Source organism: Kribbella sp. NPDC051587, assembly GCF_044453945.1.
In the GTDB taxonomy this organism is placed as follows: domain Bacteria; phylum Actinomycetota; class Actinomycetes; order Propionibacteriales; family Kribbellaceae; genus Kribbella.
This window is the reverse complement of sequence record NZ_JBITDE010000001.1, coordinates 1,028,023-1,045,381: the sequence shown is the minus strand read 5'-3', so window position 1 is coordinate 1,045,381 and position 17,359 is coordinate 1,028,023. Positions and strand designations below refer to the sequence as shown.

The following is a 17,359-nucleotide window of genomic DNA, read 5'->3' as shown; positions in this document are numbered from 1 at the left end:
ATTTACTGGGGTTTGAAGGACCAGCGTTGGCCTTTGCCGCCGTGGTAGAACCAGCTGATCACTTCGGCGCCAGTGGTGGAGCTGCCGCCGGCGACGTCGAGGGACAGGCCCGAGCTGACGGCGATCACGCTGTAGGTGCCGCCGGGGGTTGGTTCGATGCGCCACTTCTGGCACTCGGAGGTGTTGTCCGGGAAGATGATGGTGGTTGCCCGGGGCAACTTCGAGCAGCCCTGGATGTCCAGCGGGAGCTTGGAGTTGGCGTCGACGATCTTGTACATGTCGTCGCCGAGGCTCTTCAGGTTCCAGCGCTGACAGACGCTGGTCGACGACCAGGTGCCCATCTTGATCTGCGTGCTCGGGGCGGTCACGCACTTCGGTGGCTCGAGGACGGTCGTCGTACTGCTGGCTGCATCGACGCGGTACTTCGTACTGCCGGTGCCGCCCAATTGCGTGGCGTTGAAGGCGGGGCGCAGGATCCACTGCTCGCTGGTGGACTGACCGCACTCCTGCTGCTGGATCAGCGCGCCGTCGTCCAAGGAGGCCTCCGCAGTTCCGACGCACTTGTTGCTGTGCGCGAACCGTAGGTGGACCACTGTCTCGTAGGCGCTGCCGTCGACGTAGTCGAAGGTCACCTGCTCCCAGGCGCGTGGTTCACCGAGACCGCCGCCGCAGGTGGACTGTACGGCGTTCGCGTCGTCCTGCGAGCTGCCACCGGTAGCGCTGAGGCACTTGACCGGCCCGGCGTCGACCGCGGTGTGGACCGGCCGGATGCTGTATTGGTCGGTGCCGGCGATCGGCATCAACCGGAATCGTTCGTTCAACGCCGTCCCGATGCAGGTGTACTGGATGAACTGGGCGTTGTCGGCAACGCTGCTGCCGTTGACGTTCAGGCACTTGCCACTGTTCTTGTTGACCAGCTCGTACTGCCGGTGCTCGATGTCGAACTTCGGACCGGTCACCGCCTTGACCGCACCCGACCAGGTCTTCACCTTGTCGTTGAACGTGGTCCCGGTGGAGTGCAGCGTGTAGACCTCGCGGTCACCGTCGGCCGCCGCGTACAGCAGGCCGATGTCCTCGAGCCGGTCGCCGTCGTAGTCACCGCTGACCATGGTGATCTTCGCCAGTTCCAGTCCGGTGACCTGGCGCCAGTCCGACTTGGTCAGCTGCGACCCGTTGGAGCTGAACACGACCACAGTGCCGTCGGTGGGGGAGTTCTCGGTCAGCGCGACCACGTCGTCGCGGCCGTTGCCGTCCGGGTCGGCCACGGTGAAGCGGCTCTTGTCCCAGCAGAACCCGTTCGCGCCGGAGTCGTAGATCGTGGTCGCCGCCGCGAACGCCGTACCGGTCGAGCGGTAGAGGTCGATCGCCGTCCGGCAGTCGGTCAGGTTGCGCACGCTGAGCAGGTCGGCCTTGCCGTCCTTGTCGATGTCGACGATGAGCGGCGCACTCCGCGACCAGGTGTTCCCGGCCGCTGCCGCAACCCAGTTCACCGGTACGGCGAAGTCGTCGGCCGCGCGGAACACCTGCGCCTGCCAGTTGTCGCCTGTACCAGCGTTCTGTACGACGATGTCGTCCTTGCCGTCGCCATCCACATCACCCGCCACCACTCGCGCGGTGCTGAGCTGCCACGTGGCAGTCTCGGTCGTCCAGACAGCCGGTGGGTTCTGGTACTCGTTCCCGTCCGACGGCAGCTTGTACAACCACATCCGGCCACCGGCACCGGAACGGAACACCGCCATGTCGGTCCGGCCGTCACCGTCGAAGTCGCCCTGCACAGGTTTGACCTTCGCCAGCGAGAAGCCGGTGCCTTCACCGGTGTCCCACGCCATCGTCCCGCTGTAGAAGGTGGATCCGGCGGACACGACGTTCCAGATCCCGGTCCGGCCGAAGCCGTGATCCAGAACTGCCGTCACATCGGCCTTCCCGTCTCCGTTGCTGTCTCCGCGCACTGTCGGAGCAGGACCGGTCGGCGACTTCGCCGACAACTCCCACGCCTGCCGGATCGTGCTGCTGTTACCCGCGCGGTCGACGGCCCGCACATACAGCCGCAGACTCGGTACGCCGGTGACCGGGTCGGGGTGCACCGTGATCGGAATCGTCGCGGACCCGTCCGGTCCGGCCTTGACCCGGCTGACCAACGTGTCGGCCTGGAACCCGTACACGTACTCGTCGATGTCGGTCTCGCCGGCACCCGGCTTGAACGTCACCTTGCCGGGCGTGCGCGCCGCGATCACCGGGTCGCCGGCATCCGGGAAGTCGGTCGACTCGATCTTCGGTACGGCGGGTGCCGACGTATCGATCGTGAAGTAACAGGGCGGCGTACTCGGGCTGGTCGCGTTCGCGGCGTCCTTGGTGAAGGCCGTGTAGCTGTACACGACGCCGTTGCTCAGCTTGCCCGCCGGCGTCTCCGGCCAGGCGAAGGCAGCACCGCTGACCGTCGGCCCGACCGCGCTCTCATGAACGACAGTTCCGCTCGGATCCTTGATCTGCAAGGTGGTCGTGACGTTGTCGCCGAGGTCCGGGTCGTCCGCGACCGACGCCCACTGCGGCTGCGCGGTCAGGATCGGGATCGGTGCCGCCGCTGTACCGCATTGCCGCGGCCGGGTCAGGTTCAGCCCCTTCGGCATCTTCGGCGCGGTGTTGTAGGTGACGGCCAGCGCGGCCGAGCTCGGGATGAACTTCTTCCAGTGGTACTGGGCTTCCGTGCTGGTGCCCTCGTTCGGTGAGCGCAGACCGAACGAGATCGTCGGCTTGCGGGAGTTGGCCACGGCCTGTACGGCGGTGCGCAACGCGGTGGCGACATTCGGGTCGCCGAACTCCATCGGCAGCGTCTTCTCCTCCGGCCAGGCCGCCCCACTGCGGGTGTCCAGCAACGTCTTCCAGTACGTCGCGTTCGTCGTACCCCAGTTGAGGTTCTTGTTCGCGGTGTCGAGGTCGGACACCAGCCAGAGCCCCACCGGCTTGGCCGTCCCCGACGAACTCCAGTCGAGCGTGATCCGGAACTGCGCGCTCAGGATCGTGCTGCCCGCGATCGCTTGCGCGCCGCTGACGGTCCGCATCAGGAACATCGACCGGTACACGTTGGCCGGCTCGCCGTAGCGCGGTCCGACCTTGGCGCCGCCGGCGTTGCGGTCGTAGGTCCAGCCGTCGGCCTGGGTGGACTCCTTGTTCACGTGCAGCCAGTTGACCGACGTACCGGAGATCGACGGGTCGATGGAGATCGGGTACTTCGCGGCCGGGTCGGTGAGCAGTTTGCGGTCCGGCGTCAGGACGAAGCGGCCTGGCTCGTGCTTGATGGCGAGCTTGGCCACTCGTGGTTTCTCGACGCTCGACGCGTCCCACATCGTCGGCCGGTCGGCCGTATAGACGAGCTTGCCGGTCTTGTCCGTGCCCGACGTGGAGCCGTCCGGATTGACCTTCAGGGTCAGGCCGTCCGCGCTGATCGGAAAGTCCACCGTGGCAAGGGCCGGGTTCGCCGCGGCCTCGCGGTTGTGCACGACGAGCAGCTGGGAGAAGCGGTCCACCTCGGCGGTGATCTGCAGGTCGACGCCAGGGAAGACGGCCGGGTACGTCGCGATGTTCCCACTCAGCACGGGTTTCGGGAGTGAGGTCGGCCAGCCGAGCCGGATCTGCTTGCCGGGTGTGCCGATCGAGACCAGGTTCTGATCACCACCGCCGGACAGGACCAGCGGCGAGACCGTGGCGACCGGCCGGATCCGGCCGTCGGCTTCGAGTCGCAGCGTCGGGTCGGGGTCGACCCAGTCGCGGCCCTTGTGGACGCGGACCGGCTGGCTGTGCTGCTCCATCGTCTTGGTGCCGTCCGGGTTCGCGAACACCTGCCCGGTCTCGGTGCGCTGGTCGGTCAGCTCGACGCGCTGCCCGGTCTTCAACGCCGTGGCCATCGCCCGCGCCTCCGGTGAGGCCAGCTCCGGATCCATCATCTGAGCGACCGGTGCCGCAGCAGCCGGGGTCGGTTCAGGAGGACCAGACACCAACAGAGCAGCTACTGCAATCAGCACTGCACCCAAGGTCAAGCGTCGCCGACGCATTCCCCCACCACCCTCACACCAGAGTTCTCCGCCGGACGGGGAAACCCTGTCATGTTCCTCGTTGACGCGCGATGGATCCTGCGCGTTAGGTACTGTCCAGTTCCGGAAGTTGTCCACTTCTTACCTGGTGACGGTGTGTGGTCAGGCGGCAAGGTGTTGGCGTCTACCCAGGAGGCCCGCCCATGCCCTCGCGAAGGTCATTGCTGTCCCGGACGGCCGTTGCCGCCGGACTCGCCGTCTCGATGATCCTGTCCCTTCAGCAGCAAGGTCTTACCGCCGCGGCCGTGACCCGGCCCGATCCGGCGTTCCACTCCACCGAGTACAAGTCCATCGACGGCCGGACCGCGAAGGCCGATCCCCGGCCCGCGGCCAAGACCGCCGATCGTGAGTTCCACGGCACGCCCGCGACCCGCTGGCCCAGCGCCGGTTCCGCCGAGGTCGCCGTACCGGCGCCGGCTGCGAACGGCACCTGGCAGCTCGCACTCAACGGCGGTCGCGTCAACCAGCGTGCGAAGGCCGGTCAGCTGCCGGTCTGGGTCGCACCGACCGATGCGACGGCCCGCGAGGTCCTCGCCAAGGGTGCGACGACAGCGCCCGCCAAGGTCAAGGTCGATCTGGTCGGCCGGCGCGGTGACGCGCTCGAGCTGAAGGTCGGCCGGACCGACGGTACGGCGAAGTCCGGCCAGGTGACGGTCGGCGTCGACTACCGCGAGTTCCGCGACACGTACGGCGGCGACTGGGCGACCCGGTTGCGCTTCACGACCGAGCAGGACGGCAAGACCGTCGTACTGCCGACCCGGAACAACGGCAACGGCGACGTGATCGCCGACGTACCGGTGGGTGCGCAGGCGCAGACCTTCCTGGTCGCGGCCGGTGATTCGAGCGGGGCCGGCGACTACAAGAAGTCGGGCTCCGGCGACGGCAGCGCGACCTGGAGCGTCGGCGGCTCGTCCGGTGACTTCGAGTGGCAGATGCCGTTCGACGCGCCGCCGGCGACCGGTGGTCCGGAGCCGACGGTCGGCCTGAACTACTCGTCCGGCGCGCTGGACGGTTTGTCGTCCGCGACGAACAACCAGAGCTCGCAGATCGGTCAGGGGTTCACGACGACCGGCGGCGGCTCGATCGAGCGGACGTACAAGAGCTGCGGGAAAGACCTGAACGGCAACAACGGCACCCGCAAGACCGGTGACCTCTGCTTCGCCGGCGACAGCATGAACATCTCCGTCAACGGCAAGTCCGGTGACCTGGTGCTGGCCAAGAAGGACGCCAGTGGCGAGGTCTGGCGGATGCGCGGGGACGACGGCGCGATCGTCGAGCGGCTCAGCGGCGCGGTCAACGGCGACGAGGGGGTCGCGGCCGCCGACAAGGGTGAGTACTGGCGGATGACGTCGTCGAACGGGACGAAGTACTACTTCGGCCTGAACCGCTTGCCGGGCTGGGCGACCGGCAAGGAGGAGACCAAGTCGGCCTTCACCGTGCCCGTCTACGGCAACAACAGCGGTGAGCAGTGCAACAAGACCGCGTTCGCGGACTCGTGGTGCCAGCAGGCCTACGAGTGGAACCTCGACTACGTGGTCGACCCCAACGGCAACACGATGAGCCTGTTCTACAACACCGAGATCGACCGGTACGCCCGCAACCTCACCAAGGCCTCGGTCAGCACGTACGTCCGCGCCGGCAACATCAAGCGGATCGAGTACGGCCAGACCGACGGTCAGGTGTTCACCCAGAAGCCGGTGGCCCAGGTCCTGTTCACGACGGCCGAGCGCTGTACGCCGTTGCCGTGCGGGCCGACGCAGAAGACGACGTACCCGGACACTCCGTGGGACCTCACCTGCGCGAGCACCACGAACTGCGACAACCACTACACAGCGACGTTCTGGACCCAGCTGCGGCTGGACAAAGTGACCACGCAGGTCTGGCGTGCTGCGACCAGCAAGCTGGAGGACGTGCAGTCGTGGTCGCTGCGGCAGGAGTATCTGCGCGGTGACAACAGCAGCCCGTCACTGTGGCTGAAGGAGATCACTCCGACCGGTCTGGTCGGTACGCCGATCCAGATGCCCACGACCAGCTTCGACGGCATCCCACTGGGCAACCGCGTCGACACCGGTAGCGACACCGTCCCACCACTCGAGTGGTTCCGGATCAACGCCGTACACGGTGGGACCGGTGGCGACGTCGCGGTGAACTACAGCGGGATCGACTGTCAGCCAACGGGTCTGCCCGCACCGGACAACAACGACCGGCGGTGCCGTCCGCAGAAATGGTCGCTGCTGGACACCTCACCTGACCGCACGGACTGGTTCCACAAGTACGTCGTGACCTCCGTGCAGGAGACCGACCGGACTGTTGCGGCCAACGACCCGTGGCAGGCGCCGGTACCGGTCGTCACCACGATCCAGTACCTCGACAAGCCGGCCTGGCGTTTCGAGGAGCAGGACGCCGGTACCGATCTGAAGGAGTCAACCTGGTCGCAGTGGCGCGGTTTCGGTCGCATCAAGGTGATCAAGGGCCGTTCGGACGAAACCCAGTCGGTCAACGAGACGCTGTACTTCCGCGGCCTCGACGGTGACCGGACAGCGGCCGGCGGTGTCAAGGACGTCAAGGTCACCGACTCGACCGGTACCGCGGTGGACGACGTCAACGAGTACGCCGGTCAGGCCCGCGAACAGATCGCCTATCGAGGCGCGGCGGTCCTGAACAAGAGCATCGCCGACTACTACCTGTCGGCGCCGACCGCGACCATGACACGGCCGTGGGGCACGCTGACCTCGCGCTACTCCGGTCAGAAGCAACTCACGCAGTACCAGCCGACCGACACCGGAACCCTGAAGGTCGACACCGAGAACAGCTACGACGCGGGTGGCCGGCTGACCAGCAAGGACGAGGCCGGTGACCTCGCCGACCCGACCGACGACAGTTGCACGCGCTACACCTACGTCGAGAACCCGGCGAAGAACCTGCGCGAGCTGCCGGCCCGGCTGCAGCAGGTCGGCAAGCGCTGCGACCAGACGTTTACGAACGCCGACGTGCTGACCGACCAGCGGCTGTTCTACGACGACGCGACCTCGGTGACCGCGGTTCCGACCAGGGGCCGGATCACCCGGGCCGAGCGGTTGTCCGGGTTCGACACCGCCGGGCAGCCGACGTACGAGCCGATCTACACGGCCAAGTACGACACCCAGGGCCGGCAGATCGAGTCCGTGGACGCGCTGAACCGTCCGACCCGCCGCACGTACAGCCCGGCGTACGGGCCGATCACCAAGATCACCGACACCGCGCCGAACGGTCAGCAGATGGTGACCGAGCTCGAGCCGGCGTTCGGTACCGAGACCGCGGTGCAGCTGGCCGACGGCCGGCGCGGCGCACGGCAGCTCGACGCGGTCGGCCGGGTCACCAAGACCTGGGACTCCGGGCACCAGACCACCGGTCCGGCCGACCTGGAGCTCGAGTACAAGCTGCGTGACGACGGCCCCTCGATGGTCACCACCAAGCGCCGGGTGAAGAACGGCGTCTACGACATCAGCTACGACCTGTACGACGGGCTCGGGCGGATCCGGCAGACGCACGAGCAGTCGCCGCGGGGTGGCTGGCTGGTGACCGACAACCGGTACGACTCCCGGGGTCTCGAGACCAAGGTCAACGGTCCGTACTACACCGCGACGCTGGCCGAGGGCGAGCTGAAGGTCGTCGACGAGGCCACGCTGCCCAAGCAGGAGGTGACCGTCTGGGACGAGGCCGAGCTGCCGAAGAGCCAGACGTTCCGCTCGATGGGCGTGCAGAAATGGTCGATCGAGCACAGCATCAGCACCAACAAGCAGACCATCGATCCGCCCACCGGCCAGACGCCGACCACCCGGATCATGGATGCCGACGGCAACCTCACCGAGCTGCGCCAGTACAAGGGCGACAGCCCGACCGGTGACTACGACAGCACCAAGTACACCTACTACCCGGCTGGCGGCCTGAAGAGCGTCACCGACCCGGCCGGCAACGTCTGGAGCTACAAGTACGACGTCCAGGGCCGCAAGATCGAGGAGAACGACCCGGACAAGGGCATCAGCAAGTACGAGTACGACGCGGCCGACCAACTGGTGTCGACCACGGACTCCCGTGGCGTGAAGCTGTACACCAGCTACGACGACAACGGCCGGAAGACCGCCATGCGGCTGAACGGCCCGGACGGGCCGGTGCAGAGCGAGTGGAAGTACGACTCGATCGCCGCTGGGCGTGCGACCTCCTCGACCCGGTATGTCACCAAGGACGGTAAGACCGAGGCCTACACGACCGCGGTCACCGGGTACGACGCTGCCGGCCGGGCGACCGGCACCACGGTCACCCTGCCTGCCTCCGAGGGGAAGCTGGCCGGTAGCTACACGCTCGGCCAGACCTACACCGACGACGGCAACGTGGCCACGCGGTCACTCCCGGCCGCCGGTGGGCTCGGGGCGGAGACGCTGACCCTCGGGTACAACAACCAAGGGCTCCCGACGTCGCTGGCCGGCCAGGACACCTACGTGCGGCAGCTGTCCTACACGCCGTTCGAGGATGCCGACGTGCTGACGCTGGGGACGGCGTCGGGTCCGTTCGTGCAGCAGAAGTTCGAGTACGACCAGATCACCCGCCGGGTGAGCAGAGTCGTGGTGGACAAGGAGTTGTCGCCCAAGCGGGTCTCCGACACCCAGTACGAGTACGACCCGGGCGGCAATATCAAGAAGATCACCGACGTCGCCCCGGCGGAGTCGGGTGAGGCTACCGACACCCAGTGCTTCGACTACGACTACCTGAGCCGGCTGACCAAGGCCTGGACCCCGAAGCCGGCTGCCGACAACAGCGCCGGCGACTGCGCGGGAGCACAGGACCTCGGCGGACCGGCGCCGTACGCGCAGGAGTGGACGTTCGACAAGTCGGGCAACCGCAAGTCGGAGAAGACGACCACGCCGGCCGGGACCACGACGAGCACGTACGAGTACGGCAGCGCCAAGCCGCATGCCTTGACCAGCGTCACCAGCACCGGTCCCGCCGGCACGAAGACGAAGACCTTCGGGTACGACGAGGTCGGCAACACCACGCGGCGGACGACCAACGGTGTGGACGAGGTCCTGCAGTGGGACGCCGAGAACCAGTTGGCCGGTACGACGAAGGGCACCGCCTCGACGAGCGCCGTGTACGACGCGGACGGGGGCCGGTTGATTCGCCGGGATGCCTCCGGAACCACGCTGTACATCGGCGAGACCGAACTCCATCTCGACAAGGCCGGTCAGAGCGTGACCGGAACCCGGTACTACGGGTTCGGGGACCGGGTGGTCGCCGTCCGGACCGAGGGCAACAAGCTGAGCTGGCTGCTCGGTGACCTGCAAGGAACGCCGCTCACGGCGATCGACGCGGTCACCCAGGCCGTGCAGAAGCGCCGGGTGCTGCCCTACGGCGAGACCCGCGGTACGGCGCCGACGAGCTGGCCGGGGCAGCGGGACTTCCACGGTGGGACCAGTGATCCGGACACCGGACTCGTCCAGCTGGGCGCACGGCAGTACGACAAGAGCATCGGGCGGTTCATCTCGGTCGATTCGATCGTCGACCTGTCCGACCAGCGGCAGATGAACGGGTACGCCTACGCGAACCAGAACCCGGTCAGCTACAACGACTCCGACGGCAACTTCGTGGTCGTGGTCGCCGTACCGGTGATCGTGGTCGTGCTGATCGTCGTCCTGCTGCTCGTCGCGATGCTGCAGGCCTACCAGCAGTCGGTGACGACGGTCAGCTGGGAAGAGAAGGTCCAGAACGTCTGGGACGTCCTGAAATGGGCCTGGCACGCGGTGGTCAAGCTGGTCAAGGTGGTCACGACCGTGATCGTCACGCTCTGGCGAATGATCACTGTGGTGGTGATGAGCATCGTCGCGAAGACGGTGGTGATCTACCACACGATCATCAAACACTTCGCGGACAAGAAGAAACCGCGGAACAACAGCAAGGCCCAACGCAACAACGGCAAGAGCAATGAGGGCCGCGGCAATCAGAACCGGGGCAATCAGGGCAAGGGCAAGGCGCAGGAAGGCAACCCGGGCAAGCAGCCGCCGCGGCAGCAACAACCACGCCAGCAGCAGCCGCGCAAGCCCAAGGGCCAGCAGGAGCCGCCGAAGTCCCGGGTCGGTCGCGAGGCGAGACCGGACGAGCCCGTCTATCGCGGGACCAAGCCGGATGGCGCCAAGCCGTGGGAGCTGCGCAAGAACACCGACTACAAGGTCGACGTCGACGGCTTCGTCAAGCCGAACGGCGGGATGTCGGTGAACGCCAACCCCGGGGCGCTGCCCAAGGGATTCGAGCCACTGCGCGTCGACCCGGCCAAGATCGACCCGCGGCTGGCGATTCGGCAGACTGGCAACCCGGAGACGAGTACGCACTTCGAGATCGTGGTCCGGGAAGGGCTCAAGGTCACCGAGTCGGACTATCTCGGAATGCTCAAGGCAATGTTCCACTGATCGAGGAGAAACGATGACCCAGGCAGGCTGGCGGCTCGAAGGACCGGACGGTTTCGACGATGCCGACTGGGAGCTGATCGAGAGCCGCGGCCTGCTCATGGGTGGTCACCTGGTGCACGGGGAGCGCAGGTTCCCCGTCATCGTCTACGACCCGTACCGCCTCACCCAGGACATCGAAGCGGAGACGAACGGCGGTGGCATCTTCTACGAGGCCAATGTCATCGCCGTCCAGGACCTCAGCCGCGCAACCGCCGAGGCGACCGTCAGCCGGCTCGCCGCGGCCGGCTTCCTCGACTGGATGCTCGGCTGACCTACCAGCCGCGGGTCTGCCAGCTTTCGACGGACGGGAGTTCGGTTCCGACTGTGGTGTCGGCGCCGTGGCCGGGGTGGATGACGGTGGTGGGTGGGTAGGTGAGGAGGTGGCGGACCGACGTCATGATCGCGTCGAAGTCCGTCAGGTGATAGTCCGGGCTGGTCAGGCCCGGGCCGCCCGGGAAGAGGGTGTCGCCGGTGAAGAGGTGGCCGGCGACGTGCACCGACAGGCTGCCGGGGGAGTGCCCTGGGGTCGGGATCACCTTGACTGCTAGTGGTCCCAGCGCGAGGGTCGTCGGGGTGTCGATCTCCTGGTCGAGCCGGCCGTCCCAGAGCGGTACGGCGGGATTCGGGCGCGGTGCGTTGCCCTTGGCAACCAACTCCGCGGTGGCGGTGCCGGCGTCGAGATAGCCGTGGACCTGCAGGTGGTCGAGTTCGGCGGCCCAGACCTTGCGTTCGGCCGGGTGGCCGATGATCGGGGCGTTGAGAGATTCGGCCAGCGCCGGCAACGCCAGTACGTGATCCGCGTGGGCGTGCGTGATCAGCAGCCCGATGACGTCGTACGACGCGGCAGCCGCAGCCAGGTAGTCCGGGTCGTCACCGGGGTCGATCATCAACGCGGGTTGCCGACCGGGAAGGTCCGGTGCGATGATCCAGCAGTTGGTGTCCAGGTAGCCGACGACCAACCGTTCGAGGCGGATCATGCGGCCTGCTTGAGCAACCGCTCGGCCCATCCCGGATCGGCGTTCTGCGCGATCGGATACCCCTCGGCGAACGGTCCCTCCCACCTGACGGTGATGCCGGGGTTGTGGACCGACGTACCGTCAGGCAAGACGAACTGCGGACTCCCCTGTACGGCGTCAGTGGTGGCGACCGCGTGATCAGCCATCATCGTCGCCCGGGCGCGACCGTCATCGAGCGCTGCGGCCAGCGCGGTCGTGTCGATCCCGATCTCGGTGGCGACGTCGAGGATCACCTGCCGATGAGCGATCGACCGCGACTCGAGCCAGAACGCCTTGCGCAGCGCATGATCCAGCTCCTCGGACGCCCGCAGTCCCTGCTCCTTGGCCGCATGCACAGCCTCGGCCGCGAGCAGCACCGTGGACGGATAAGTCCAGTCCGGCTGCGTCCACAACCGGAACCCGAGCTCCGGCTCCAACTGTCCAAGCCCGACCGCCTCGCTGTCCGTACCAGGCCTTGGATGCGGTCCGTTGAAGAGCTCAAGCGCGAACGTGTGATGGTCCAGCGTGACGTCCACACCAAGCTGCTCCCGCGCCACCCGAAGCCGGTGGATCGCCACATGCGCGAACGGACACAACAGATCTGACCACACCTGGATGGTGCTCACTCGCTCTCCACGTGGTCAGCCCCGCTCGGGTTGCTGCTGAAACTCTCGGGGCGGATCAACACCGCCGTACGGCGATCCTCTGCCATCGCCCGGTCGTACTCCTCCAGATTCGGGTGCTCCCCGCCGGCCGCGTGGTAAATGTCGCGCAGCAGTTGCCGCACCGCCTCCGCATCCAGACCCGCCAGCTCATCATCCGGCCCAGCCAACTCGACCGTTCCAGTGACGCCGATCCAGTCCCACCCGGCCCGAAACACCAACGTAGCCTGCGGTTTCCGGCGCAGATGCTTGAGCTTCGCGCTCCCCCCTCGCGCCACCAGCGCAACCACCGGCTCTCCCGTCAGCGGATGGTCCAACACCCCAGCATTGACCACCGACGCCGCCGGCTCCCCGGACCGCCGCCGAGTAACAAGCACCGCCAGCCAGAAGTCCTTACTCCCCAACGCCCGAACCCGCTCCAACCCCGCCTCAATGTCCATACCCAAAACCATAACGGACCACAGTCCGTTTCCTCAAGAGCTAGCCGAAGTAGGGGTGGCGGAGGAGTTGGGGGCCGAGGGTGATCCAGGTGCGCAGGTGGTCGGCGATTGTGGGGTTGGTGATTGACGGTAGGTGTGGGCGCAGTTCGTGGGACTGGTCGCGGAGGCGGCGGGAGAGGCGGATCTCGTCGGGGGTGAGGGTGGTTGCGGCGGCTAGGCGCCGTCCCTCGTCGAGGGTGGGAGTTGTCGCCAGCCACTGGGTGATCGCTTCGTCCGGCGTGGGGCGCTCGGCGAGGTCGGGGTTTCCGGCCCAGCGGAGTTGTGTGAGTGCGGCGCGGTCGGGTGTGTCGATACCTCGTACGGCGGCCTCGCGGTCGAGCGCGTACATGAGTTCGGTCCAGGGCGGCTGTTCGTTCTCGCGGTAGGAGTGAGGGCTCCGCAGGAACGACCACCACAGCTCGCGGTCCCGGCCTGCGGCCGGCTGATGTTCGTCGAGCCACTCAGCGCGCTGCGCGTCGGTCAGCTTCCGCAATTCCTTGCCATAGGCATTGAACTGCTTCTTCTCGCCGTCGAATGCCACCCGCGCCTTGTGGTTGAGGTGTTGCTCGGACGCCCCGCCGCCGAGCATCTTCGCCACCGTCCCCGGCGGTCCCCAGTCCGGATCGGAGACCGCTACGTTCATGGTGGTCGAGACCCCCGGAACCCAGTACAGCGAGAAATCCGCCCCCACCCATTGCGGCGTACTGTCCATGGTGAATCCGTGGTCTTCCACCACGGCTCGGAGCTCCTCGATGTTCAGCAGCGGCCGGAACTGGCCGTACCGCTGCCGCAACCGCAACCCCGCCGTACGACGTCTTGTCCGCCGGCTGCCTCTGGACAACCGGTGGTTCTGGGTACCGGCGTAGCCGCAGATCCACTCGGCGCTGCCGTGCTCGCGACTCCACCCGATCTCGACCAGTCCGTAGTCGGAGGTCGCGTACTCCCAGTCCGACTTGTTCATCCGGGGCTGCTCGTAGAAATGGTCGTCGCCCAGCACCTCTTGGACCGTGGCCAGATCGCTGGTCGCGTCGACCCCCAGGACCGTGCCGGTGATCGCGAGGCCGGCGAAGAAGTCCAGGTCGGTCGGGTGGGTCACGTAAGCAGCATCTCCGACTTCGCGATCGGCTGCACCTGGGTTTCGTCCACAGGTGCAGTCCGCGTCGGCCATTGGACGATCAGTACGGCGGCCAGCACCACCGCGCCGCCGATTCCCTGCACGGCGCTCAAGTGCTCATGGAAGACGAGCGCAGCGGCGACCACCGTGACGACCGGCTCGAGGATCGACAGGATCGACGCGACCGACGGCCCAACCCGAGCCATCCCGGCGAAGAACAGCAAGATCGCGGCGACCGTACTGACCAGCGACAGCGTCGCGAGCCACAACCAACCGGTTGGTTGGATAGCGCTGAGCTGTACGAGCGGGCCGCTACTCCCGCGGACGACCGCGGCGATCAGGAAGGTGCCGAAGGCGCCCACGCAGACCAAGGACGCGAGAGCGAGCGGCGGTACGGCGGCCGTCGTCCGATCGCCGACGAGGATGTAACAGGTGTAGACCACGGCCGCGCTGATCGCGAGCAGCGCACCGGTCAGGTTGAAGCGACCGGAAGACGCGCCGCTCAGGACCAGGCCGATCCCGGCCAGCGCCATCCCGAGCGCCCACATCCGCCGCCGGGACGCGCGTTCGCGACCGAGCATGATCGCGCCGACCATCACCAGGATCGGGTAGAGGTACAGCAGTAGCGCGACCAGTGACGCGTCGATCCGGGTCAGCGCGGAGAAGTACAGCCCGGCCTGAGCGGCGTACCCGAAGACGCCCATGCCGAGGCTGGTCAGCACCGCGCGCCGGGGGATACCGCGGAAAGCTCCCCGGGCCAGCGCGATCGTCAGCAGGACCAGGCCGGCCAGCCCGAACCGGACCAGGAGAAGGGCGTCGACCGACACGCCTTCGTCGTACGAGAGTTTGCCGAACACGGCCATCGCGCCGAAGGCGGCAGCGGAAAGGAGACAGAAGAGGGCGCCCACGGGAACGATGATCCGGGCTCTCAACTGTTCACGTCTATCACGGCTTCCTGGACAGGATCGTGTAGCTATCCTGAACAGATGCTCGACCTGCACAGACTCCGTCTCCTCCGCGAGGTCCACGACCGTGGAACTGTCCACGGCGCCGCCCGCGCACTCGGCTACACGCCCAGTGCCGTCTCCCAGCAGCTGTCGGTGCTCGAGCGCGAAGCCGGTACGCCGTTGCTCGAGCGGATTGGCCGTAACGTCCGGCTGACCCCGGCCGGTCACGTGCTGGTCCGCCATGCGGCGACTCTGCTGGAGGGCGTCGAGGCGGCCGAGGCCGAGCTCGCAGCTGTCGCGGCGGGTCGGGTAGCTGGCGTCGTACGGATCGCGTCGTTTCAGTCGGCGTTCCTGCGGATCGTGGCACCCGCCGTACAGGCACTGGCTGTCACGCACCCGAACATCCGGGTGGAGGCGACCGAGGGCGAGGTTGAGCAGGCCGTACCGGCCCTTCGGCTGCAGCAGCTCGACCTGGTGGTCGGTGACGAGTACGACGGTCAGCCGCGCTCGGTCCACGCGGACCTGCAGCGTGAGCCCTTACTGCGCGAGCACATCCGAGTAGTGCTCCCGGAGGACCACCCTGAGGCCGGTGCGGACCGAGTGAAGATCTCCCGGCTCGCTGACATCGCCTGGGCCGCCTGTCAGCCCGGTACTGGTCACCGCGAGATGCAGGTCCGCGTGTGCCGCGAGTACGGCGGGTTCGAGCCGGATCTGCGCTACGCCTCCGACGACTTCCTCATCCTGCTTGAGCTGGTGCGCACCACCGGTGCGGCGGCGCTGCTCCCCGATCTGGTCCTCCGCCACGGCACCCCGGGCGTCGTCGTACGGCGACCCGCTGAAGCGGACGTTGGCAGAGCCGTCTACCTGCTCACGCGTCGCGCCCGCACCCCACCGGTCGACGCTGTGGCCGAGGCGCTCCGAGAAGCCGCCCAGAGGGACTCTCACTGAGTGGAAGTTGGGATTGAAGGGCTCTGCCGCGGCTCCTACGGTGACGCCACCTAAGAGAGGGCAGCGACATGACGCTTCTGGATTCCGCCGACTGGTCGGGCAACGTCTTCAAGGCGGGGAGTTGGCAGCCCGGCAAGGGCGGCCAGTACGCCGTCATCGAGCCTGCCACCGGCGCGGAGCTCGGCCGGATGGGGCTGGCCGGTGTTGAGGATGTCGCCGAGGCCGGTCGGGCTGCGGCCGAGGCGCAGCGGGCGTGGGCCGCGCTTCCGCACCCGGCGCGTGCCGCGGTGATGCGCCGCGCCGGCGACCTTTGGCAGGAGCACGCCGAGGAGATTGCGGGCTGGAACACCCGCGAGGTGGGTGCAACCGGCGGGATCGTCGGCTTCTCCCTGCATATCGCCGCCGAGGAGTGCTACCAGGCGGCAGCGCTGCCCGGGCATCCGCTCGGTGAGGTGCTGTCGTCGGAGGAGCCACGCCTCTCGATGGCACGGCGGATGCCGGCCGGAGTCGTCACGGTGATCTCGCCGTTCAACGTGCCGATCATCCTCGGCATCCGCTCGGTCGCCCCGGCCCTTGCCCTCGGCAACGCGGTGATCCTCAAGCCGGATCCCCGGACGGCGGTCACCGGCGGAGCGCTGATGGCGCGCATCTTCGAGGAGGCGGGACTACCTCCCGGCGTACTGCAGATGCTGCCCGGTGGTGCGGAGGTCGGACAGGCACTGGTGACCGATCCGAACGTCCGCGTCATCTCGTTCACCGGCTCCACAGCCGTCGGCCGCCGGATCGGTGCGCTGGCCGGCGAGCACCTCAAGCGCGCCCACCTCGAGCTCGGCGGCAACTCCGCGCTGCTCGTCCTCGACGACGCCGACGTCGAAGCAGCCGTCAACCTGGCCACCTGGGGTTCGTTCTTCCATCAGGGCCAGATCTGCATGACGACCGGCCGCCACCTCGTCTCCGCCGGCGTGTACGACGATTTCGTGGAAGCCCTTGCTGCGAAGGCCGCGGCGCTGACAGTGGGGAACCCGGCCACCGAGGAAGTTGCCCTTGGCCCGGTGATCGATGCTGGTCAGCGCGACAAGATCCACGGTCTGGTCGGAACCTCAACGACCGATGGCGCCAAACTCGTTGCTGGTGGCACCTATGCCGATCTGTTCTACCGGCCGACCGTGCTGGCCGACGTACCGGTCGACGCCGCTGCCTTCACCGAAGAGGTCTTCGGCCCGGTCGCCCCGGTCACCAAGGTGAAGTCGGTCGAGGACGCCATCAGCCTGGCCGGCGCCAGCGAGTACGGGTTGTCACTCGGCATCGTCACCAAGGACGTGATGCGCGGCCTCGCCATCGCCGAGCAGATCCCCACCGGCATCGTGCACATCAACGATCAGACCGTGAGCGACGAGGCCAACGCCCCCTTCGGCGGAGTCCGCGCCTCCGGCACCGGCTCCCGCTTCGGCGGCGCCACCGCCAACATCGAAGCCTTCACCGAAACCCGCTGGATCACCCTCCGCGGCACACCCCCCACCTACCCCCTCTGATCACAACGTCCGAAAACACGCCGACCACGTACTGCGGATCTTCGGACGTTGCGCGGTGGCTGATCACAGCGTCCGAAAACACGCCGACCACGTGCTGCGGGGCTTCGGACGTTGT

The 17,359-nt window shown here is 67.4% G+C and carries 10 protein-coding genes; 4 read left to right on the top strand and 6 right to left on the bottom strand.

From position 1 onward, the window contains the following. Positions 1–2: 2 nt before the first annotated feature. Positions 3–3,941, bottom strand: a complete 3,939-nt coding sequence (locus ACIA49_RS05030; RefSeq protein WP_396375795.1) for an RICIN domain-containing protein — start codon at positions 3,939–3,941, stop codon at positions 3–5. Between the two features lie 290 nt (positions 3,942–4,231). Between ACIA49_RS05030 and ACIA49_RS05025 the strand changes: the two genes are divergently transcribed. Then, entirely contained in the window at positions 4,232–10,528 is a 6,297-nt protein-coding gene (locus tag ACIA49_RS05025) for an RHS repeat domain-containing protein (protein ID WP_396375794.1), read from the top strand. A gap of 13 nt (positions 10,529–10,541) precedes the next feature. Next, entirely contained in the window at positions 10,542–10,838 is a 297-nt protein-coding gene (locus ACIA49_RS05020) for a hypothetical protein (RefSeq protein WP_396375793.1), read from the top strand. Between the two features lies 1 nt (position 10,839). On the opposite strand, the gene ACIA49_RS05015 is transcribed toward ACIA49_RS05020, so the two are convergent. The 5 genes from ACIA49_RS05015 to ACIA49_RS04995 are packed head-to-tail and all read right to left on the bottom strand — an operon-like array spanning position 10,840 to position 14,725. Next, positions 10,840–11,544, bottom strand: coding sequence for an MBL fold metallo-hydrolase (locus ACIA49_RS05015; RefSeq protein WP_396375792.1), 705 nt, complete (start codon positions 11,542–11,544; stop codon positions 10,840–10,842). Continuing rightward, positions 11,541–12,188: a DsbA family protein gene (locus ACIA49_RS05010; RefSeq protein WP_396375791.1), complete on the bottom strand. Its 648-nt coding sequence runs from the start codon at positions 12,186–12,188 to the stop codon at positions 11,541–11,543. The genes ACIA49_RS05015 and ACIA49_RS05010 overlap by 4 nt, the downstream gene beginning before the upstream one ends. Beyond that, positions 12,185–12,664, bottom strand: coding sequence for a pyridoxamine 5'-phosphate oxidase (locus ACIA49_RS05005; RefSeq protein ID WP_396375790.1), 480 nt, complete (start codon positions 12,662–12,664; stop codon positions 12,185–12,187). The genes ACIA49_RS05010 and ACIA49_RS05005 overlap by 4 nt, the downstream gene beginning before the upstream one ends. Positions 12,665–12,704: 40 nt before the next feature. Further along, the gene (locus ACIA49_RS05000; protein ID WP_396375789.1) at positions 12,705–13,799 is read right to left on the bottom strand and encodes a hypothetical protein; all 1,095 of its coding nucleotides are present in this window, start codon (positions 13,797–13,799) and stop codon (positions 12,705–12,707) included. Further along, entirely contained in the window at positions 13,796–14,725 is a 930-nt protein-coding gene (locus ACIA49_RS04995; RefSeq protein WP_396375788.1) for a DMT family transporter, read from the bottom strand. The genes ACIA49_RS05000 and ACIA49_RS04995 overlap by 4 nt, the downstream gene beginning before the upstream one ends. 78 nt (positions 14,726–14,803) lie before the next feature. On the opposite strand from ACIA49_RS04995, the gene ACIA49_RS04990 reads away from it, so the two are divergent. After that, a complete protein-coding gene (locus ACIA49_RS04990) occupies positions 14,804–15,712 on the top strand; it encodes a LysR family transcriptional regulator (protein ID WP_396375787.1) in 909 nt (302 codons plus the stop codon). Between the two features lie 68 nt (positions 15,713–15,780). Beyond that, positions 15,781–17,244, top strand: coding sequence for an aldehyde dehydrogenase family protein (locus ACIA49_RS04985; protein WP_396375786.1), 1,464 nt, complete (start codon positions 15,781–15,783; stop codon positions 17,242–17,244). Positions 17,245–17,359: the final 115 nt, after the last annotated feature.

Coding starts and splice junctions, on each gene's coding strand:
- ACIA49_RS05015 (WP_396375792.1), bottom strand. CDS start 11,544: ATGATCCGCCTCGAACGGTTGGTCGTCGGCTACCTGGACACCAACTGC.
- ACIA49_RS05025 (WP_396375794.1), top strand. CDS start 4,232: ATGCCCTCGCGAAGGTCATTGCTGTCCCGGACGGCCGTTGCCGCCGGA.
- ACIA49_RS04985 (WP_396375786.1), top strand. CDS start 15,781: ATGACGCTTCTGGATTCCGCCGACTGGTCGGGCAACGTCTTCAAGGCG.
- ACIA49_RS05020 (WP_396375793.1), top strand. CDS start 10,542: ATGACCCAGGCAGGCTGGCGGCTCGAAGGACCGGACGGTTTCGACGAT.
- ACIA49_RS05005 (WP_396375790.1), bottom strand. CDS start 12,664: ATGGACATTGAGGCGGGGTTGGAGCGGGTTCGGGCGTTGGGGAGTAAG.
- ACIA49_RS04990 (WP_396375787.1), top strand. CDS start 14,804: ATGCTCGACCTGCACAGACTCCGTCTCCTCCGCGAGGTCCACGACCGT.
- ACIA49_RS05030 (WP_396375795.1), bottom strand. CDS start 3,941: ATGATGGATCCGGAGCTGGCCTCACCGGAGGCGCGGGCGATGGCCACG.